General features: G+C 74.1%; 13 protein-coding genes. 5 read left to right on the forward strand and 8 right to left on the reverse strand.

Annotated features, from left to right (window positions below):
* Positions 1-42 precede the first annotated feature (42 nt).
* Entirely contained in the window at positions 43-1,932 is a 1,890-nt protein-coding gene (gene ggt / locus WME83_RS47785) for a gamma-glutamyltransferase (protein ID WP_437316369.1), read from the forward strand.
* A gap of 75 nt (positions 1,933-2,007) precedes the next feature.
* Here ggt and WME83_RS47790 read toward each other — a convergent pair whose 3' ends face one another.
* Positions 2,008-2,718, reverse strand: a complete 711-nt coding sequence (locus tag WME83_RS47790; protein ID WP_437316370.1) for a universal stress protein — start codon at positions 2,716-2,718, stop codon at positions 2,008-2,010.
* A 125-nt stretch (positions 2,719-2,843) separates the two neighbouring features.
* Between WME83_RS47790 and purB the strand changes: the two genes are divergently transcribed.
* Together purB and WME83_RS47800 are read left to right on the forward strand one after the other, a co-directional pair.
* The gene (purB, locus tag WME83_RS47795; RefSeq protein ID WP_437316371.1) at positions 2,844-4,142 is read left to right on the forward strand and encodes an adenylosuccinate lyase; all 1,299 of its coding nucleotides are present in this window, start codon (positions 2,844-2,846) and stop codon (positions 4,140-4,142) included.
* 55 nt (positions 4,143-4,197) lie between these two features.
* Entirely contained in the window at positions 4,198-6,000 is a 1,803-nt protein-coding gene (locus tag WME83_RS47800) for a DUF885 domain-containing protein (RefSeq protein WP_437316372.1), read from the forward strand.
* Positions 6,001-6,025: 25 nt separating this feature from the next.
* Here the strand turns inward: WME83_RS47800 and WME83_RS47805 are convergent, their stop codons facing one another.
* The 4 genes from WME83_RS47805 to WME83_RS47820 form a co-directional block, all read right to left on the reverse strand.
* Positions 6,026-6,910 (reverse strand): 5'-3' exonuclease, encoded by an 885-nt coding sequence (locus WME83_RS47805; protein WP_437316373.1) that lies wholly within the window; start codon positions 6,908-6,910, stop codon positions 6,026-6,028.
* Between the two features lie 29 nt (positions 6,911-6,939).
* Positions 6,940-8,520, reverse strand: coding sequence for a lactate racemase domain-containing protein (locus WME83_RS47810; protein WP_437316374.1), 1,581 nt, complete (start codon positions 8,518-8,520; stop codon positions 6,940-6,942).
* A gap of 76 nt (positions 8,521-8,596) precedes the next feature.
* On the reverse strand, positions 8,597-9,259 hold the full coding sequence (locus tag WME83_RS47815) for an HAD family hydrolase (protein ID WP_437316375.1): 663 nt from the start codon (positions 9,257-9,259) through the stop codon (positions 8,597-8,599).
* A 73-nt stretch (positions 9,260-9,332) separates the two neighbouring features.
* A complete protein-coding gene (locus tag WME83_RS47820) occupies positions 9,333-10,100 on the reverse strand; it encodes a phosphoadenylyl-sulfate reductase (RefSeq protein ID WP_437316376.1) in 768 nt (255 codons plus the stop codon).
* 78 nt (positions 10,101-10,178) lie between these two features.
* Between WME83_RS47820 and WME83_RS47825 the strand changes: the two genes are divergently transcribed.
* The gene (locus WME83_RS47825; RefSeq protein ID WP_437316377.1) at positions 10,179-11,165 is read left to right on the forward strand and encodes an ArsA family ATPase; all 987 of its coding nucleotides are present in this window, start codon (positions 10,179-10,181) and stop codon (positions 11,163-11,165) included.
* 21 nt (positions 11,166-11,186) lie between these two features.
* On the forward strand, positions 11,187-12,383 hold the full coding sequence (locus WME83_RS47830) for a hypothetical protein (RefSeq protein ID WP_437316378.1): 1,197 nt from the start codon (positions 11,187-11,189) through the stop codon (positions 12,381-12,383).
* A gap of 218 nt (positions 12,384-12,601) precedes the next feature.
* On the opposite strand, the gene WME83_RS47835 is transcribed toward WME83_RS47830, so the two are convergent.
* The 3 genes from WME83_RS47835 to WME83_RS47845 all read right to left on the reverse strand — a co-directional run bounded on the left by WME83_RS47835 (position 12,602) and on the right by WME83_RS47845 (position 15,259).
* Complete coding sequence (locus tag WME83_RS47835) at positions 12,602-13,402, reverse strand: MlaE family ABC transporter permease (protein ID WP_437316379.1); 801 nt, start codon at positions 13,400-13,402, stop codon at positions 12,602-12,604.
* Between the two features lie 177 nt (positions 13,403-13,579).
* Positions 13,580-14,128 (reverse strand): tRNA (adenosine(37)-N6)-threonylcarbamoyltransferase complex ATPase subunit type 1 TsaE, encoded by a 549-nt coding sequence (tsaE, locus tag WME83_RS47840; RefSeq protein WP_437316380.1) that lies wholly within the window; start codon positions 14,126-14,128, stop codon positions 13,580-13,582.
* Between the two features lie 3 nt (positions 14,129-14,131).
* Positions 14,132-15,259: a hypothetical protein gene (locus WME83_RS47845; protein ID WP_437316381.1), complete on the reverse strand. Its 1,128-nt coding sequence runs from the start codon at positions 15,257-15,259 to the stop codon at positions 14,132-14,134.
* Positions 15,260-15,346: the final 87 nt, after the last annotated feature.

Consider the following 15,346-nt stretch of genomic DNA (forward strand, 5'->3'; position numbering starts at 1 on the left):
CCTGGCTTTCTCCGGCACCGTAGTAGATTCGCGACCACCCTGATGACCCTGCATCGTCGTTCGAGGCCGCGCTGGGCGCTCGTCCTCGCGCTCCTCGCCGGCTGCGAGGCGCGCACGCCGCCCGCCCCGCCCGCGGCGGCGCCCGCGACCTCCGGCGCGCCGGCGCTCGCCAGCGCCGCGGCGGCGCCGCAGGCCGCGAGCACGGCGGCGGCGATGACCGCGGCGCCGCCGCCGGGGCCGCTGCCGCCGGAGCCGCCCATCGCGCTCGCGTCCGGCGGCGCGCGGGCGGTGCGCGGCGACGCCGGGCTCGTGACCTCGGTCGAGGAGCACGCGACGCGCGCCGGCGCGGACGTGCTGCGGCGCGGGGGAAACGCGATCGACGCGGCGGTGGCCGTCGCGTTTGCGCTGGCGGTGACCCACCCGAGCGCGGGCAACATCGGCGGCGGCGGCTTCATGATGGTCCGCCTCGCGAACGGCGAGACGCAGGCGATCGACTTCCGCGAGGCCGCGCCCGCGTCGGTGACCACCGCGTCGAACATGGCCATGGTGCGCGCCGGGGCGCACGGCTACGCGTCGGCCGGCGTGCCGGGCTCGGTCGCGGGCCTCGCCCTGGCGCACGCGCGGTTCGGCACGCGGCCGTTCGCCGAGCTCCTGGCCCCCGCGATCTCCCTGGCGCGCCAGGGGCACCGCCTCGGCGCGCGGCAGGCGCTGACGCTGCGCTGGGCGTGGCCGCGGCTGCGGACCGATCGCGCCGCGAGCGCCATCTGGGGGCGGGGCAAGGGGCCGCTCGCCCAGGGCGAGCTGGTGCGCCAGCTCGATCTCGCCCGCACCCTGGAGACGCTCGCCGCCGAGGGGCCGCGCGCGTTCTACGAGGGCGCGATCGCCCGGAAGATCGCCGGGGCGATGCGCGAGCGCGGCGGCCACATCACCGAGGACGATCTGCGGGCCTACCAGGCCAAATGGCGCGCGCCGCTCCGGTTCTCGTACCGCGGCTTCACCGTCGACACGATGCCGCCCCCGTCGATGGGCGGCGTCGCGTTCGCGGAGATCATGCTCACGCTGGAGCGGATGAAGGCGCACGAGGCCCCCGTCGACTCCGGGCTGTCGCTGCACCTGTTCGTCGAGGCGGCGAAGCGAGCGTACGCGGATCGGCGCAAGGTGGGCGCCGATCCGGATTTCGCCCCGCCCGAGACGGGGCAGCTGCTCGCGAAGCTCCTCGACGGGAGCACCCTCTTGCGCCGCAGCCCGCCCATCGACCCGGAGCGCGCCACGCCGGCGGGCGAGATCGCGAGCGCGGCGGACGCCCTCCTGCCGGAGTCCCCGCAGACGACGCACTTCTCGGTGATCGACGCGCAGGGCAACGCGGTCTCGTGCACGACCACGCAGTCGGCGAGCTTCGGCGCGAAGATCGTGATCCCCGGGACGGGCATCCTGCTCGGCAACGCGATGGGCGCGTTCTCGGAGACGGGCATCAACGCCGTCGCGCCGGGCAAGCGCATGGCGAGCTCGATGACGCCCACGCTCGTGAGCCGGGACGGCAAGATCGCGCTCCTCCTCGGCTCGCCCGGCGGCGACACGATCCCGAACACGGTGGCCCAGGTGCTCCGCAACCTGGTCGATCACGGGATGACCATCGACGAGGCGGTCCGGCACGCGCGCGTCCACCACCAGTGGATGCCGGACAGGGTGCGCGTCGAGCGGCTGACGCCGCCGCCCCAGGCCGCGCTCGACGACCTCGCGCGGCGGGGGCACGCGGTCGTGCTGGACCCGATGCCGATCGGCGACGCGAACAACATCCTCGTCGACGCCGCCGGCGTGGCGTGGGGCTACGCCGACACGCGCGAGGGGGGCACGGCCGAGGGCGTCAGCGCGCCCGACAAGCTCGGCCCGGCGGCGGAGGCCAGCGCGCCGCCGGCCTCCGCCGCGCGGTAGCTCGGGCGCGGGCGTCGAGCGCGCGGCAGGTCGCTCCAGGGGAAGAGCGGCGCGGGGCAGGCCGCGCGTCGGCGGTCAGCGCAGCCTGGGGTCGTACTCGGCCGCGTCCGCGTCGTCGTCCTCCTTGGGGCGCACGACCACGACCGGGCACGGCGCGTTCCGCGCGATCCGATCGGCGGTCGAGCCGCCGAACAGCCGCTGGAGCGGCGACTGCGGGTGCGTGGCCACCACGATGAGATCGGCGCTGAGCTCCCGGGCGAGCGAGACGATGGCCTTGTCGGGGCGGCCGGTGCGGAAGTGCATCGCCATGAGCCGGGCCTGGCCGTCCGCGAAGCGGTGCTGGAGCACCCGCAGCGAGGGCGGCGACGACGCGCCCGGGACCGTCACGTCGCACACCGCGGGGGCGACCTGCCGCGGGCCGACGACGACGGCGTGGATCTCGGTCTCGCCCCGGAGCGCCGCGAGATCGAAGGCGAAGCGCCACGCCCGCCCGCCCGGCTCGGACAGGTCCATCGCGACCACGACGATGTACGGCTTCACGCGGCGACCGGCGCGCGCGCTCGCGCGGGCCGGCTCGCTCGCGGGGGCGGCGGCGTCGACGGCGCGCCCCGCGGGCTCGCCCCGCCCGGGCTCACCCGGGCGTTCCGCCGGCGCCCTGGCGGCTCCGGTCGGCTCGCTCGCCCCCGCGGGCAGGGTCTCGGGCGCGGCATCGCTCTCGGTGGACGGCGGGCGGACGAACGACCTGCCCTGGTCGGGGCGCGCGGGCGCCGGTGCTTCGGTAGGCATCGGGCGCCAACGTTTGGAGCGCGCCGCGCGACCGCAAGCGCCGCGCGGCGCGCTCCAAACGCCGGCGCGCGTCCAGGACCACTCCATCCTTGACGCACCCTCCAGACCTTCGCAGCGTCCCGCCCATGATCCCCCGCTATACCCCGTCCGAATTCGAAGAGCTCTGGTCGCCCGCCACCCGATTCTCGACCTGGCTCGAGGTGGAGCTCGCCGCCTGCGAGGCGATGGAAGCCGAAGGCCTCGTGCCCGCAGGCGTCGCGAAAGGGATCCGGGCGAAGCAGCTCTCGCTGGATCCGGAGCGGATCGAGTCGATCGAGCGCACGGTCAAGCACGACGTCATCGCCTTCCTGACCCACGTCGAGGAGCTGGCGGGCGAGGGGGCGCGGTGGCTGCACCGGGGGATGACCTCGAGCGACGTGCTCGACACGAGCCTCGCGATCCTGCTCGTCCGCGCGGCGGACCTGCTCTCGGCCCGGCTCGACAAGCTCTGCGACGCGCTCGCGCGGCGCGCGGACGAGCACCGGCGCACCCCGATGATCGGCAGGAGCCACGGCATCGCCGCCGAGCCGATCACGTTCGGCCTGGCGCTCGCGGGCCACCTCGCCGAGATGAAGCGCGGCCGGGCGCGCCTGCGCGCCGCGCGCGAGGCGATCGCGGTCGGGAAGATCGCGGGCGCCGTCGGGACGTACGCGCACCTGTCGCCGCGCATCGAGGAGCGCGCGCTCGCCGCCCTGGGCCTGCGCCCCGAGACGGTCTCGACGCAGATCGTCGCGCGCGACCGCCACGCCGAGTTCTTCGCCGCGCTCTCGCTCATCGCGGCGGGCATCGAGCGGCTCGCGACCAACGTGCGGCACTGGCAGCGCACCGAGGTCCGGGAGGCGGAGGAGCGCTTCTCCGTGGGCCAGAAGGGCTCGAGCGCGATGCCCCACAAGCGCAACCCCATCCTCAGCGAGAACCTGTGCGGCCTCGCGCGAATCGTGCGCGCGGCCGTGATCCCCGCGCTCGAGAACGTGCCGCTGTGGCACGAGCGCGACATCTCGCACTCGTCGGTGGAGCGGATGATCGCCCCCGACGCGACCTCGACGCTCGGGTTCATGCTCGATCGCGCCGCGGGGCTCGTCGACGGGCTGGTCGTCTACCCCGAGAAGATGCGCGAGAACCTCGATCGCACGGGCGAGCTCTTCTTCAGCGAGGCGGTGCTGCTGTCGCTCGTGCAGAAGGGCCGGCCGCGGCAGGCGGCCTACGAGATGGTGCAGCGCTGCGCGATGCGCGCCATCGCGGGCGAGGGCCGCTTCCGCGACAACCTCGCCAAGGACGCCGACGTCGCGGCGCTGCTCGCCCCGGACGAGCTCGCGCGCTGCTTCGACCTCGACCACGCGCTCTCGCACGTGGACGCGATCATCGATCGAGCGATCCGCGACTAGGTACAGGCCTGCGCCGTTGACCCGCCCGGGCCGGTTTGAGAGGCTCCGGCCCGCCATGGCCGCACCTGCCCCCACACCCGCCCGCCGCCCGCTCTCGCGCCGCCTCGTGGCGCTCGCCGCGGCGCTCGCGCCGATCGCCGCCTGCAGCGGGGGCGCCTCGGCGCCGCCGCCGTCCGCCGGCGGGGCCCCGCCCCCGGCGGCGCCTCCCGCGGCCGCGGCGCCCGCGGCGCCCGCGCGGCCCGAGGAGGCGCCGCGGGAGCCGTTCGCGGCGCTGCGCGACCGGATCGTGCGCGCGTGGGTGGCGGACGAGCCGGCGTTCGCGCGATCGCGCGGGCTGCACGAGCAGGACGGCAAGGTCGGCGACTACTCCGCCGCGGCGATCGAGCGGAGGCTCGCGCGCCTCGAGCGCGATCGCGCGGCCCTCGCCGCCGTCGACGCCGCGGCGCTCTCGCCGGACGAGGCGCTCGATCGCGCGCTCCTGCTCCAGCAGATCGACCTCAAGCTCTTCAACGGCAGGGATCTCGAGGAGTGGCGCCGGCGGCCGCAGTTCTACGGCGAGCTGTTCGGCGTGAACCACTACCTCGATCGCGCGTATGCGCCGCTCCCCGAGCGCGCGCGGCGCCTCCTCGAGCACGAGAAGGCGGCGCTGGCGCAGGTGCCGCGCGTCCTCGAGAACCTCGCGAGCCCGCTGCCGAAGCCGGTGGTCGAGGTCGCCGCGAAGATCTTCCGCGGCTACGCCGAGTACCTGCGCGGCGACGTCGTGAGGCTGCTGAAGGGCGTGGGCGACGCCGCGTTCCAGGCCGATTTCGAGGAGACGAACGCCGCGCTCGCCGACGCGGCGGAGCGGCTCGCCGAGCACCTCGCCAAGGTCGAGCTGCCGAAGGGCGACGCGAGCCACGTGCTCGGCGAGGCGCGGTACAAAAAGCTCCTCCTCGCGCAGGAGGGGCTCTCGATCCCGCTCGCCGAGTTCAAGAGGATGGGCGAGGAGGACCTCGCGGCGAACAAGGCGGCCTACCAGGAGCTCGCCAGGAAGGTGAAGCCCACCCGGCCGAAGGCGGAGCAGCTCCTCGCCGAGGCGACGCGGGTGATGGAGGCGTCGCGCAGGTTCGTCGTCGACCGGGGGATCGTGAGCCTGCCGTCCGACGAGCGGGCGATCGTGAAGGAGACGCCGCCGTACATGCGCTGGAACTCCGCGTTCCTCGACGCGCCGGGGCCGTTCGAGCGGAAGGGGCTCGAGGCGTTCTACTACATCACGAAGCCCGACCCCTCCTGGCCCAAGAAGGAGCAGGAGGAGTACGTGATGCCGCGCGGGACGCTGCTCTCGACGACCGTGCACGAGGTCTACCCGGGGCACTTCGTCCAGGGCCTGTGGGTGAACCGGGCGCCGACCGAGGCGCAGCGGATGTTCGAGAGCTACTCGTTCGTCGAGGGCTGGGCCCACTACGCCGAGCAGATGATGATCGAGCAAGGGTTCGGCAAGGAGGACCCGCAGAGCCGGCTCGGTCAGCTCGCGGACGCGCTGCTGCGCAACTGCAGGGTGGTCGTGTCGCTCGGCGTGCACGCCGAGGGCATGGGGCTCGACGAGGCCGAGCGCCGCTTCGTCGACGATTGCGCCCAGGACCGCGCGACGGCGCGCGAGCAGGCGCTGCGCGCGACGTTCGACCCCGGCTACTTCGCCTACACGCTCGGCAAGCTCCAGATCCTGAAGCTGCGCGAGGAGGCGAAGGCGGCCCTCGGCCCGGCGTTCTCGCTGCGCCGGTTCCACGACGCGCTCCTCGCGCACGGGTCGCCGCCGCTGCCGCTCATCCGCGAGCGCGTGCTCGCCGAGCTCAAGGCGCCCGAAGAGAAGCGGCCCTGACCACGGCCCGCGGGCCGCTCTTCGCTCACTCCTCCGGCGCCCAGCGCGTCGGCCGCGACTTCAGCGTGCGCACGTCCATCGCGTCGCACCACGCCTCGAAGCGGCGGCGCGGCACGCCGCGGAAGCGCAGGTCGTCGAGGCGCTCCGCGAGCGGCACGTCGGTCCGGAGCATCGCCAGCGTGCGGTAGAGCAGCGCGTCCTCCCGCTGCTCTACCAGCGCGCGCGCGACCCGATCCGCGCCGCGCACCGGCGCCGACCACGCCGCCGGGTCCTCCGGGATGCGCTCGATGTGCCCGTAGGCGCCGAGCAGCGCGGCCGCCGTGCGCTCGCCGATGCCCGCGAGCCCCGGGATGCCGTCGGCGGCGTCCCCGGTCAGCGCGAGGAAGTCCGGGATGCTCGCCGGGGCCACGCCCCGCGCGGCGCGCATCGCCGCCTCGTCGATGACGCGCTCCTTCCGGCGATCGACCTGCACGACCCGATCGCCCGAGAGGCACTGCCCGAAGTCCTTGTCCGGGCTGAGGATGCGCACCTGCGCCACGTCGCCCTGGAACCGCGCCGCCGCCGTCGCGATCGCGTCGTCCGCCTCGAAGGCGTCCATCGACCAGACGACGATCCCGAGCGTGCGCACCGCCTCCTCGACCGGATCGAACTGCGCGCGCAGCACGGGATCCATGCCCTCGTCGCTCTTGTACCCGGCGAACAGGTCGTTCCTGAACGAGCGGATCGGGTTGTCGAAGGCGACGGCGAGGTGCGTGACCTCCTCGTCGGCGTGGTGCAGCAGCGCGAGCAGCGAGGCGACGACGCCCACCGTGGCCTTCGCGTCCCAGCCGCCGGGCGCGCGGTGCCCGGGCCGCTTGGAGAAATGGGCGCGGAAGAGCTCGTAGGTGCCGTCGACGAGGTGCACCCGCATGGTGGCTCCTCCCGCGGGCCGCGCGCTCGCTACGCCGTCATGTCGGCCATGAAGATCGGCGGCGTGTGCAAGGCCATGATCTCCGGCGTGGGCGGGGCGGACTGCTTCGCCATCCGGAGCGCCTCGTCCATCGTGCGCGCCGTCTCCCAGCCGAGCAGCTGCGGGATGTACTCGTTGTCGGCGCCGACCACGATCATCCGGCCGATGTGCTGCCGGCCCGCCTCGCCCCAGTACCACATGAAGAAGGGGTGGGTCGGGTGGTACGCGTGCCCGAAGCGGTACATCTCGATGTAGGCGGGGTTCTCCGAGAACTTCTTCTCGTACCGCTTGTGCAGCTCCATCGCGTCGCGCGTCTCCGGCAGGAGCCGGTGCACGAACTCGATGTACGGGGCGTGGTGCTCGTTGTCGAACAGGTCGGTGCAGGGGTGGAGGATGATCATCGTCCCCCCCTTCTTGAGCATCGGCGCGCCCCGGTAGAGGTTGAACAGGTAGCCGTTCGCCATCACCTGCACGAGCAGCGGGTTCAGGAACGAGTTCACGTTGTAGGGGCTGATGTACGGGATGCCCGTGATCAGGATGTCGGCCTGGCCCGTGACCGGGACGAGGTACTGGTCGAAGCTGCGCTTCAGCGTGTGCTCGTGGACCGCCTCGGTCTCGCCGGCGAACACCCCGGTCACGCCGTACGGCGAGGGGACGCGCTGGAAGATCGCCTGGCGCGCGGGCTGCGGCACCTTCGACAGCGTGAAGCGGAGGGCGCGCAGCGCGCTCTTCTCGCCCGCGCTCAGGTCGTCCTCGTTCCGGGCGAGGAACTCGAGCGGGCGATCGAACATGCGGTTGTTGATCGTCGTCTCGATCGTGAAGACGTTGAGCTTCTTGTTGGCCAGCCGGCCCATGCGCTCGACGCTCGTGTGCAGCGCGGAGCTCTTCGGGTCCATGTACGAGTAGCAGTCGCGCATCACCCGCGGGTTGTGGTGCGCGCGCAGGCTCCGGTACCCGCACAGGCCGACCGAGACCGACTTGTGCCCGCCGTCCATCGGCACGAGGTTCAGGTTCACGTAGATCACGAGGTCGCTGTCGACCGCGCGCTTGTTGAGCTCGACCTCCTCGCCGGCGTCGGTCGTGCCGAGGTACTTCATGTTGGCGAGGTTCTCGGCGTCGTGGTTGTAGAGCTTCTTCGGCCAGTAGGCGTTGAAGATGCGGTCGCCGACGATGTGGCGGACCTCCCAGTCCTTCATCCGCCGGTGGACGCTCGTGGCGATGATGATCTCGACGTCGTCGACGCCGTAGTCCGAGAGCAGATCGAGCACGATGGTGAGCACCCGCTCGCGGATGTCGGGCCGCTTCATCGGGGGCAGCGGCAGCGAGATGTCGTCCACCGCGATCGTGACCTTCATCCCCGGGCGGAGCTTCGCGTAGAGCGGCTCCGAGTTGTGCGGGTGGTTGATCGCGTAGCGGATCGCGGCGTCGACGTCCTTCAGCGGCTCGAGGGGCGGCTTCGCGTAGAGCACCCGGGTGCCGGTGGGCAGGTCGACCTCGACCAGCTGGTCGCCTGAGAAGAGCACCCGGGGGGCGCTGCGGCTGTCTAGCGTGACGACGCAAGGATGGCTCATGGGGCTTTCAGAGCAGGGGGTGCGACGTGTTGGGGCTGCGAGGTGGTCTCCCGCCGCCGTGCGGGGGAGGCCGGGGTCATGCGGCGAGTTCGAGGATCGGCCAGTGGTAGGCCTGCGCGAGCAGCTTGAGCTTGCGGTCCGGGTTCACCGCCGCGGGGTAGCCGACGACCGAGAGCATCGGGACGTCCGAGTAGCTGTCCGAGTAGCCGAAGCACTCGTCGAGGTTGTGCCCGTGCGCGTGGGCGTGCTCGCGGATGAGCCGCGCCTTCTCGGGCCCGGCCACCACGGGGCGCAGGAGCTTGCCCGTCGCGAAGCCGTCCTTCACCTCGAGGCGGTTCGCGATGATCCCGGTCGCGCCGAGGTGCTCGGCGAGCAGCCGCATCAGGAAATCCAGCGCGCCGGAGATGAGGACCACGTCGTGCCCCTTGTCGAGGCTGCACTTCACGAGGTCCCGCGCCTTGGCGTAGATCGCCGGCTTGAGCACCTTCGCGAACGCCTCCTCGGCGAGCGCCACCAGGCGGTCCTCGGAGACGCCCTCGAACGAGCTGAAGAGCAGCTCGTTGAAGAGGCGCCGATCCTGGAGCTCCGCCATCGCCATCCACGGGGCCTTCACCAGGGCGCGGCCGAGCTTCGCCAAGCTGTGCATCGGCGTCGGCTGGTTCAGCATGTAGAACACCGTCGGGTGCACGAGGTTGGTCGTGACCAGGGTGCCGTCTACGTCGAAGTAGCTCGCCGGCATGCGGGGCAAATCTCCCTGCATGCCGTTTGAGTCAAGATCGAGCTGCCGCGAACCGGGTTTCGCAGGTAAATCGTCACGCGGAGAAGAGGCGCTCGTACCGGTCGTCGAGGTCGACGCCGCCGTCTGTCTCGCCCCGGTCGACCGGGTTGATGCCGCAGTACTCGACGCTCGCGAGGTGGCGCCAGCGGCCGGCGCGCTCGGGCTCGTCGGGCAGGACGGGCGTCGTGCACGGGAAGCAGCCGATGGTGCGGAAGCCCATCGCGTGCAGCGGGTTCTCGATCGCGTCCGGGTGCGCCGCGAAGTACGCGTCGAGCTCCTCGCCGCTCAGCGACGCGAACGGGTGGACGCGGAGGACGTTGTTCGCGGGGTCGAGGCCGAACGGCGCGACCTTGGCGCGGGCGCCGCCCTCGCCCCGGCGGAGCGCGGCGACGAGCGCGTCGTAGCGGCCCCGGATGGCGTGGAGCGGGGCCGACTTGCGGAGGTCGCAGCACCGCTCCTGGCCCTCCTTCGAGAGGTAGAGCAGCCCCTCGTCGCGCGTCTGCTGCGCGAAGGTGCGCTCGGGCGAGAGCGTGACGACGCGCAGGTTCGGGTGGGTGCGCGCGAGCTCGTCGCGCGTGGCGAGCGTCTCGGCGTGGAGCACGCCGGTGTCGACGAAGATGACGTCGAAGGTGAGCCCGGCCCGGTCGGCCATGTGGCACAGCGCGGTCCCGGCCCGCTGCATGCTGCTCATGAGGGCCGCGCGGGGGCCGAAGTTCTCGCGGACGAAACGCAGGAGCTCGACGGGCGACGCGCCCTGGAAGCGTCGGTTCAGCGGTTCGAGGTGTCGCTCGGTGATGCGCATAGGCGATGCATAGCAGAGGCCGCTTCCTTGATCCGGGTTGCCTTCGCCTGAGCTTGCGCCTAACTCCGCTGACGCGGAATGACCAGCGCCCATCTAGCCTCAGAAGCGGGCGGGCTCGGCCAGGATCTGCCGGCGCTCGAGGGCCGGCGCTTCCTGTTCGTGACCGGCAAGGGAGGCGTCGGGAAGACGACGATCTCCGGCGCGCTCGCCCTCGCCTTCGCCGCCCGCGGCAAGCGCGTCCTCGTCGCGATGTGCAACACGAAGGAGCGCCTCTCGGCCATCCTCGGCACGAAGCCGATCGGCCAGGAGGTCACCCACGTGGCCGAGCGCGTGTGGGCCGTGAACATCTCGCCCGACAAGGCCCTCCGGGAGTACGGCGAGATGGTCCTCAAGGTGCGCGCCGCGGCCGACCTCGTGTTCGACAACAAGTACACGCGCACCTTCTTCCGCGCGGTGCCGGGGCTGTACGAGTGGGCGATGCTCGGCAAGGCCTGGTTCCACACGACCGAGCTGCTCCCGGACGGCTCCCACCGCTTCGACGTGGTCCTGCTCGACGCGCCCGCGACCGGGCACGGCGTGGACATGCTGCGCGTGCCCAAGGTGATCCTCGACGTGGCGCCGCCGGGCATCCTGCGCCGCGACGCCGAGGCGGCGTGGGCGATGTTCAGGGACCCCGCGCGGAGCGGGGTCGTCGTGGTGACGCTCCCGGAGGAGATGCCGGCCACCGAGACCGTCGAGCTCGTGGCGGAGGTCCGGGGCGAGCTCGGCCTGCCGGTCCACCGGCTGATCATCAACGGCGTGCTGCCGCCGCTGTTCTCGCCCGAGGAGCGGCGGGCGCTGCTCGCCGAGCCGGGGCGGCTCGACATCGAGGCGCCGGCGCGCGCCGCGCACACCGCCGAGAGCGCCGTCGTGGCCGGCGCGCGGCGAGCGATGCGCGAGTCGGTGCAGCACGAGAGCCTGGCCCGCCTGCGCCGCGAGCTCGACCTGCCGACCGTGATCCTGCCGTTCCTCTTCGACGAGGCCTCGACGGTCGCCGGCACCCGGACGCTGGCCGCGCGGCTCTGAGCGACGCCGATGCCGGCGGCCATGCTGCGAGCGAGCCCGCTGCTCACCGACGGACGCGCGCTGCTCGACGCCGATCGCCTGCTCCACGCGGGGGTCGCCGACCGGCGCGCGAGCTTCGAGCTCGCCTTCACGGCGATGCCGCCGCACACGGGCTTCCTCGTGGTCGCGGGCGTCGAGGCGGCGCTCGACGCGCTCGCGCTGGACGACGCGCGCCTCGACGCGGGGGCGGTCTTCGCGGCGCGCGCGGCCTGCGGCCTCAGCGACGCGCTCGTGGAGCGGCTCGCCGGCGCGCCGATCTCGGTCGACATCGACGCGATGCCCGACGGGACGATCGCCTTCCCGGGCACGCCGGTCGTCACGGTGGAGGGGCCGTTCATCGAGGCGCTCCTCGTGGGCGCGCTGCTCGTGCCGGCGCTCCGCCGGGGGACGGCCGCGGCGACGCGGGCGGCGCGGCTCCACATCGCGGCGGACGGCGGCGCGGTCGTCGACGGGTCGTCGGCGCGGGTGCCGTTCGCCGAGGAGGCGCTGGCGCTCGCCCGCGCGGCGCACGTGGGCGGGGCGGCGGCGACGACGAGCGCGCTCGCGGCCACGGCGCTCGGGATCCCGTTCCGCGGCGAGGCGGGGATCGAGCTCGGCGACCTCGCGCCGCCGCCGTCGCCGCTCGAAGGCAGCTGGCCCTGGTACGCCGATCGGATGGTCGACCTCGGGGGCCGCGAGGAGGAGGCGCTGCTCCTCGAGGCGCGGCGCGTGGGGACGACCGCCGGCGGCTGGATCGCGACGGGGCTCGCGGAGCCCGAGGGCGCGCTGCCGGCCGCGCGGTACGAGCTCGTGGCGCTCGAGGAGTCGGGCGCGTGGGCGCTGCGGCAGGGGACGAGCGATCGCGGCGACGTGATCGCGGGGCGCAAGATGGTGGCGCGCTACTACGACGAGGCGGGGCGCGCGGCCTGCGACGTGATCCACCTGGCGCACGAGCGGATGCTGGCGCCGCGCTCGCTCGGGGCCGCGCGGCTCGCGCCGCTCGCGCGCGCGGTGATGCGCGGCGGGCACGCCCTGGAGGCGCCCGAGCCGCCGAGCGCGGGGCGCGAGCGCTCGGTCGCGGCGCGGCAGCTGCTGCCGCACGCGGTCGCGCACCTGCGGGCGCCGGCGCGGTACCCGGTGCAGCTGTCGCCGGCGCTGATCGCGCTGCGGGAGCCGGAGCCGCCGAGCTCATTGCGGTAGGCCCGGCCCCCGGAGAGGGTGTTCTCGGCGCGGGGCAGGGGGGTGGGGCCCCGCCGAACTCGCCCGAGATGTGAGCCATCCGGCAAGCCGGATGGCTCACATCTCGGGCTCAGACATCGGCCCATCCCCACCCCCCTGCCCCGCGCCGAGAACACCCTCTCCGGGGGCCTACGGTGGAGATTGATGGGGGCGCTGGCGCGATCTGCGGGAGCGCAGGCTCACATGTCGAGCAGCAGCTGCGTCAGGATGTAGTTCGTGATGAGCACGGTGACGCAGCTCTCGACGACGGCGCGCGTGGTCGCGACGCCGACGCCGCGCGCGCCGCCCGAGGCGAAGAAGCCGTGGCGGCACGAGACCGACGAGACGATGAAGCCGAAGACGCACGCCTTGATGAGCCCCATCGAGATGTCCTTGGGCAAGGCGAAGTCGCGGATGCTCTGGAAGAACGCGCCCTCGTCGCCGCCGAGCCAGAGCACGGCGACCAGGTACGAGCCGCACATGCCGACGCTCGTGTAGAGGATGCACAGGAGCGGGAGCATCACCGTCGCGGCGAAGAGGCGGGGCGAGAGCAGGTACTGCACGGGGCTCACGCCCATCGTCGCGATGGCGTCGATCTGCTCGGTGACGCGCATGTTGCCGAGCTCCGCGGCCATGGCGCTGCCGGCGCGGGCGGTGACCATGATCGCCGAGAAGACCGGCGCGAGCTCGCGGGCCAGCGAGACCGCGACGAGGCCGCCGACGCGGCCCTCGGCGCTGAACGCGCGCAGCGCGTAGGAGGTCTGCAGCGTCACGACCATGCCGCTGAAGACGCCGGTCAGGCCGACGATGAAGACCGACTGCGCGCCCATGAAGTCCATCGCCGCCAGGAACTGCGCGGGACGAAACGGCGGGCGCACGAGCCAGACGAGCGTCTGGAACGTCAGCGTGACGATGTTGCCGATGTTGTCGAAGAACGCGAGGACCGGCTCCAGCGCCCTGGTGAGCAGCTCGCTCCGGCTGGTCTCAGCGCCTTCCTTCACCGTGCGCTCTTGTATCACGCAACGCCGCCGCGCACGGGGTCGGGCTCGCGATGACCCGGCGCGCTCGCTCGCCCGCGCTGCGTAGCGCCGCTCGCGCCGGCGCGCTCCCCGTCGAGCTCGCCCGGAGCACCAGCGGCCGCCGCTCGCCCCCTTCAGCCTCCGGCCGCTCGGCGCCCTTCACGCAGCGCCGTGCCCCAATCCCCACGATCCGCCGGAGCCTCGCAGCGCGGCCTCGAGCGCCGCGAGCACCGCGCCGCTCCGCGCGCCCGTCGCCCTGATCTCGGCGGCGCGGCCGGGCGCCGCTGCGTCCTCGGGGGCGATGAGGTGGATCAGGAGCGCGTCGCCGCCGAGCGCCTCCACGAACGGCTCGCCCCACTCCACCACGACGAGCGCTCCCTCGGCGCGGCGCTCGCGCAGCCCGAGCTGGGCGAGCTCCGCGGTCGCGCCGCCGGGCGCGCCCTCCGCCAGGGAAGCGCCGCCGAGGCGGTAGGCGTCGGCGTGCGCGATCGGGACGCGGCCCTCGTGCTCGTGGACCAGCGTGAACGTCGGGCTCGTGATCGGCAGCTCCGGCGGCACGCCGAGCGCCCGGCACAAGGCGCGGGCGAAGAACGTCTTCCCGGCGCCGAGGTCGCCGGCGAGGACCACCAGATCGCCGCCCGCGAGGCGGTCGGCGAGCGCGCGCGCGAGGCGGATGGTGCTGCGGCGGCTCGGCAGCTCGATGCGCATGCGTCAGAACCGGGCCCCCGCGCCGAGCGTCGCGCCGAGCAGGAGCAGGGAGCCGTGCCCCGTGGGAACCCACCGGAGGTTGCCGAGCTGCGCCTCGAGCTGCACCGAGGGGCTCAGCGCGAGCGCGACGTCGAGCGACGCCCCGATCACCGGGTGCACCTCGAGATCGCCGCGGTACGTCGCGCCGCCCGGGCCCACGGCGCCCGCGCCCGACCTGAAGAACGCGCCGGCGTGGAGCGCCGGGCCGACGTGGAGCGGGAACGCGCGCCACGCGCCGCCCTCGGGCGTCCGGCTGGGCGTCAGCATCAGGCGCGCGCCGCCCTCGATCCAGCCGGCGAACGGCCCGACCAGGTTGCCGCCGCCGCCGGCGAACAGCTCGAGCCCGCGATCGCCGACCGCGTAGGCCGCGCGCGCCGCCCCGACCAGCGAGGCCGCGCTGCCGCTCGCGCCCGGGAGGCGCGCCGCCGCGACGGCGACCCCGAGCGACGCGGACAGGGCGAAGCGGCGCCCGCCCGAGTACGCAGGCCAGACGCGCTCGGGCCCGAGCGGGTACGCCATCTGCACCTCGTTCGCGGGCGGCGCCGGCGGCGGCGCGGGCACCGGCGGCAGCACCGTGGCGCCGCCGGCGGACGAGGGCGGCGGCGCGGCGCCCGCAGGGCGCTCCCAGGGGAGCTCGCCCACGCCGACGCCCTCGGGGCGGAGGAGCACCGCCAGCATCTCCTGCGTCTGCTGGGCCGACCGGTCCCGGTCGACCTCCCGCGCGACCGACTCGACCCGGCCGGTCGAGGCGAGGTACGCGGTGAGCTCGACCCGAGCGGTCGTGACCGCAGGCTCGACGGTGCCGCTCAGGACCCAGTCCGCGCCCGTCTGCGCGCCGACGGCGCGGTACTCGTCCGTGGTGTCGGCGACGCCGTCGGCCACGCCCTTGAGCGCGGCCGCGACCGCGCCGTCCGGCACCGCGGCGTGGCCGAGCGCGGCGAGCCCGGCCGCGACCTCGGCCTGCGCGGCGCTCCGGGCGGCCTCGTCGGTGCCGCCGCGCGCGGGGAGCACCGCCACGCGATCGGCGAGCGCGGCCGGGGCGATCGCCGTCAGCGCGGCGGCGGCGGCACAGGAGAGGGCTCGGCGGATCATGCGGCGCCATGCTACGCCCCCCGCGGCGCCGGAGCAGCCCCAGGACGACGCGGCGGCACGCTCTCCACGCCCCGCGCGAGCCCCGCG

It is taken from the genome of Sorangium sp. So ce385 (genome assembly GCF_051474135.1).
In the GTDB taxonomy this organism is placed as follows: domain Bacteria; phylum Myxococcota_A; class Polyangia; order Polyangiales; family Polyangiaceae; genus Sorangium; species Sorangium cellulosum_D.

Coding starts and splice junctions, on each gene's coding strand:
- ggt (WP_437316369.1), top strand. CDS start 43: ATGACCCTGCATCGTCGTTCGAGGCCGCGCTGGGCGCTCGTCCTCGCG.
- WME83_RS47790 (WP_437316370.1), bottom strand. CDS start 2,718: ATGCCTACCGAAGCACCGGCGCCCGCGCGCCCCGACCAGGGCAGGTCG.
- purB (WP_437316371.1), top strand. CDS start 2,844: ATGATCCCCCGCTATACCCCGTCCGAATTCGAAGAGCTCTGGTCGCCC.
- WME83_RS47800 (WP_437316372.1), top strand. CDS start 4,198: ATGGCCGCACCTGCCCCCACACCCGCCCGCCGCCCGCTCTCGCGCCGC.
- WME83_RS47805 (WP_437316373.1), bottom strand. CDS start 6,910: ATGCGGGTGCACCTCGTCGACGGCACCTACGAGCTCTTCCGCGCCCAT.
- WME83_RS47810 (WP_437316374.1), bottom strand. CDS start 8,520: ATGAGCCATCCTTGCGTCGTCACGCTAGACAGCCGCAGCGCCCCCCGG.
- WME83_RS47815 (WP_437316375.1), bottom strand. CDS start 9,259: ATGCCGGCGAGCTACTTCGACGTAGACGGCACCCTGGTCACGACCAAC.
- WME83_RS47820 (WP_437316376.1), bottom strand. CDS start 10,100: ATGCGCATCACCGAGCGACACCTCGAACCGCTGAACCGACGCTTCCAG.
- WME83_RS47825 (WP_437316377.1), top strand. CDS start 10,179: ATGACCAGCGCCCATCTAGCCTCAGAAGCGGGCGGGCTCGGCCAGGAT.
- WME83_RS47830 (WP_437316378.1), top strand. CDS start 11,187: ATGCTGCGAGCGAGCCCGCTGCTCACCGACGGACGCGCGCTGCTCGAC.
- tsaE (WP_437316380.1), bottom strand. CDS start 14,128: ATGCGCATCGAGCTGCCGAGCCGCCGCAGCACCATCCGCCTCGCGCGC.
- WME83_RS47845 (WP_437316381.1), bottom strand. CDS start 15,259: ATGATCCGCCGAGCCCTCTCCTGTGCCGCCGCCGCCGCGCTGACGGCG.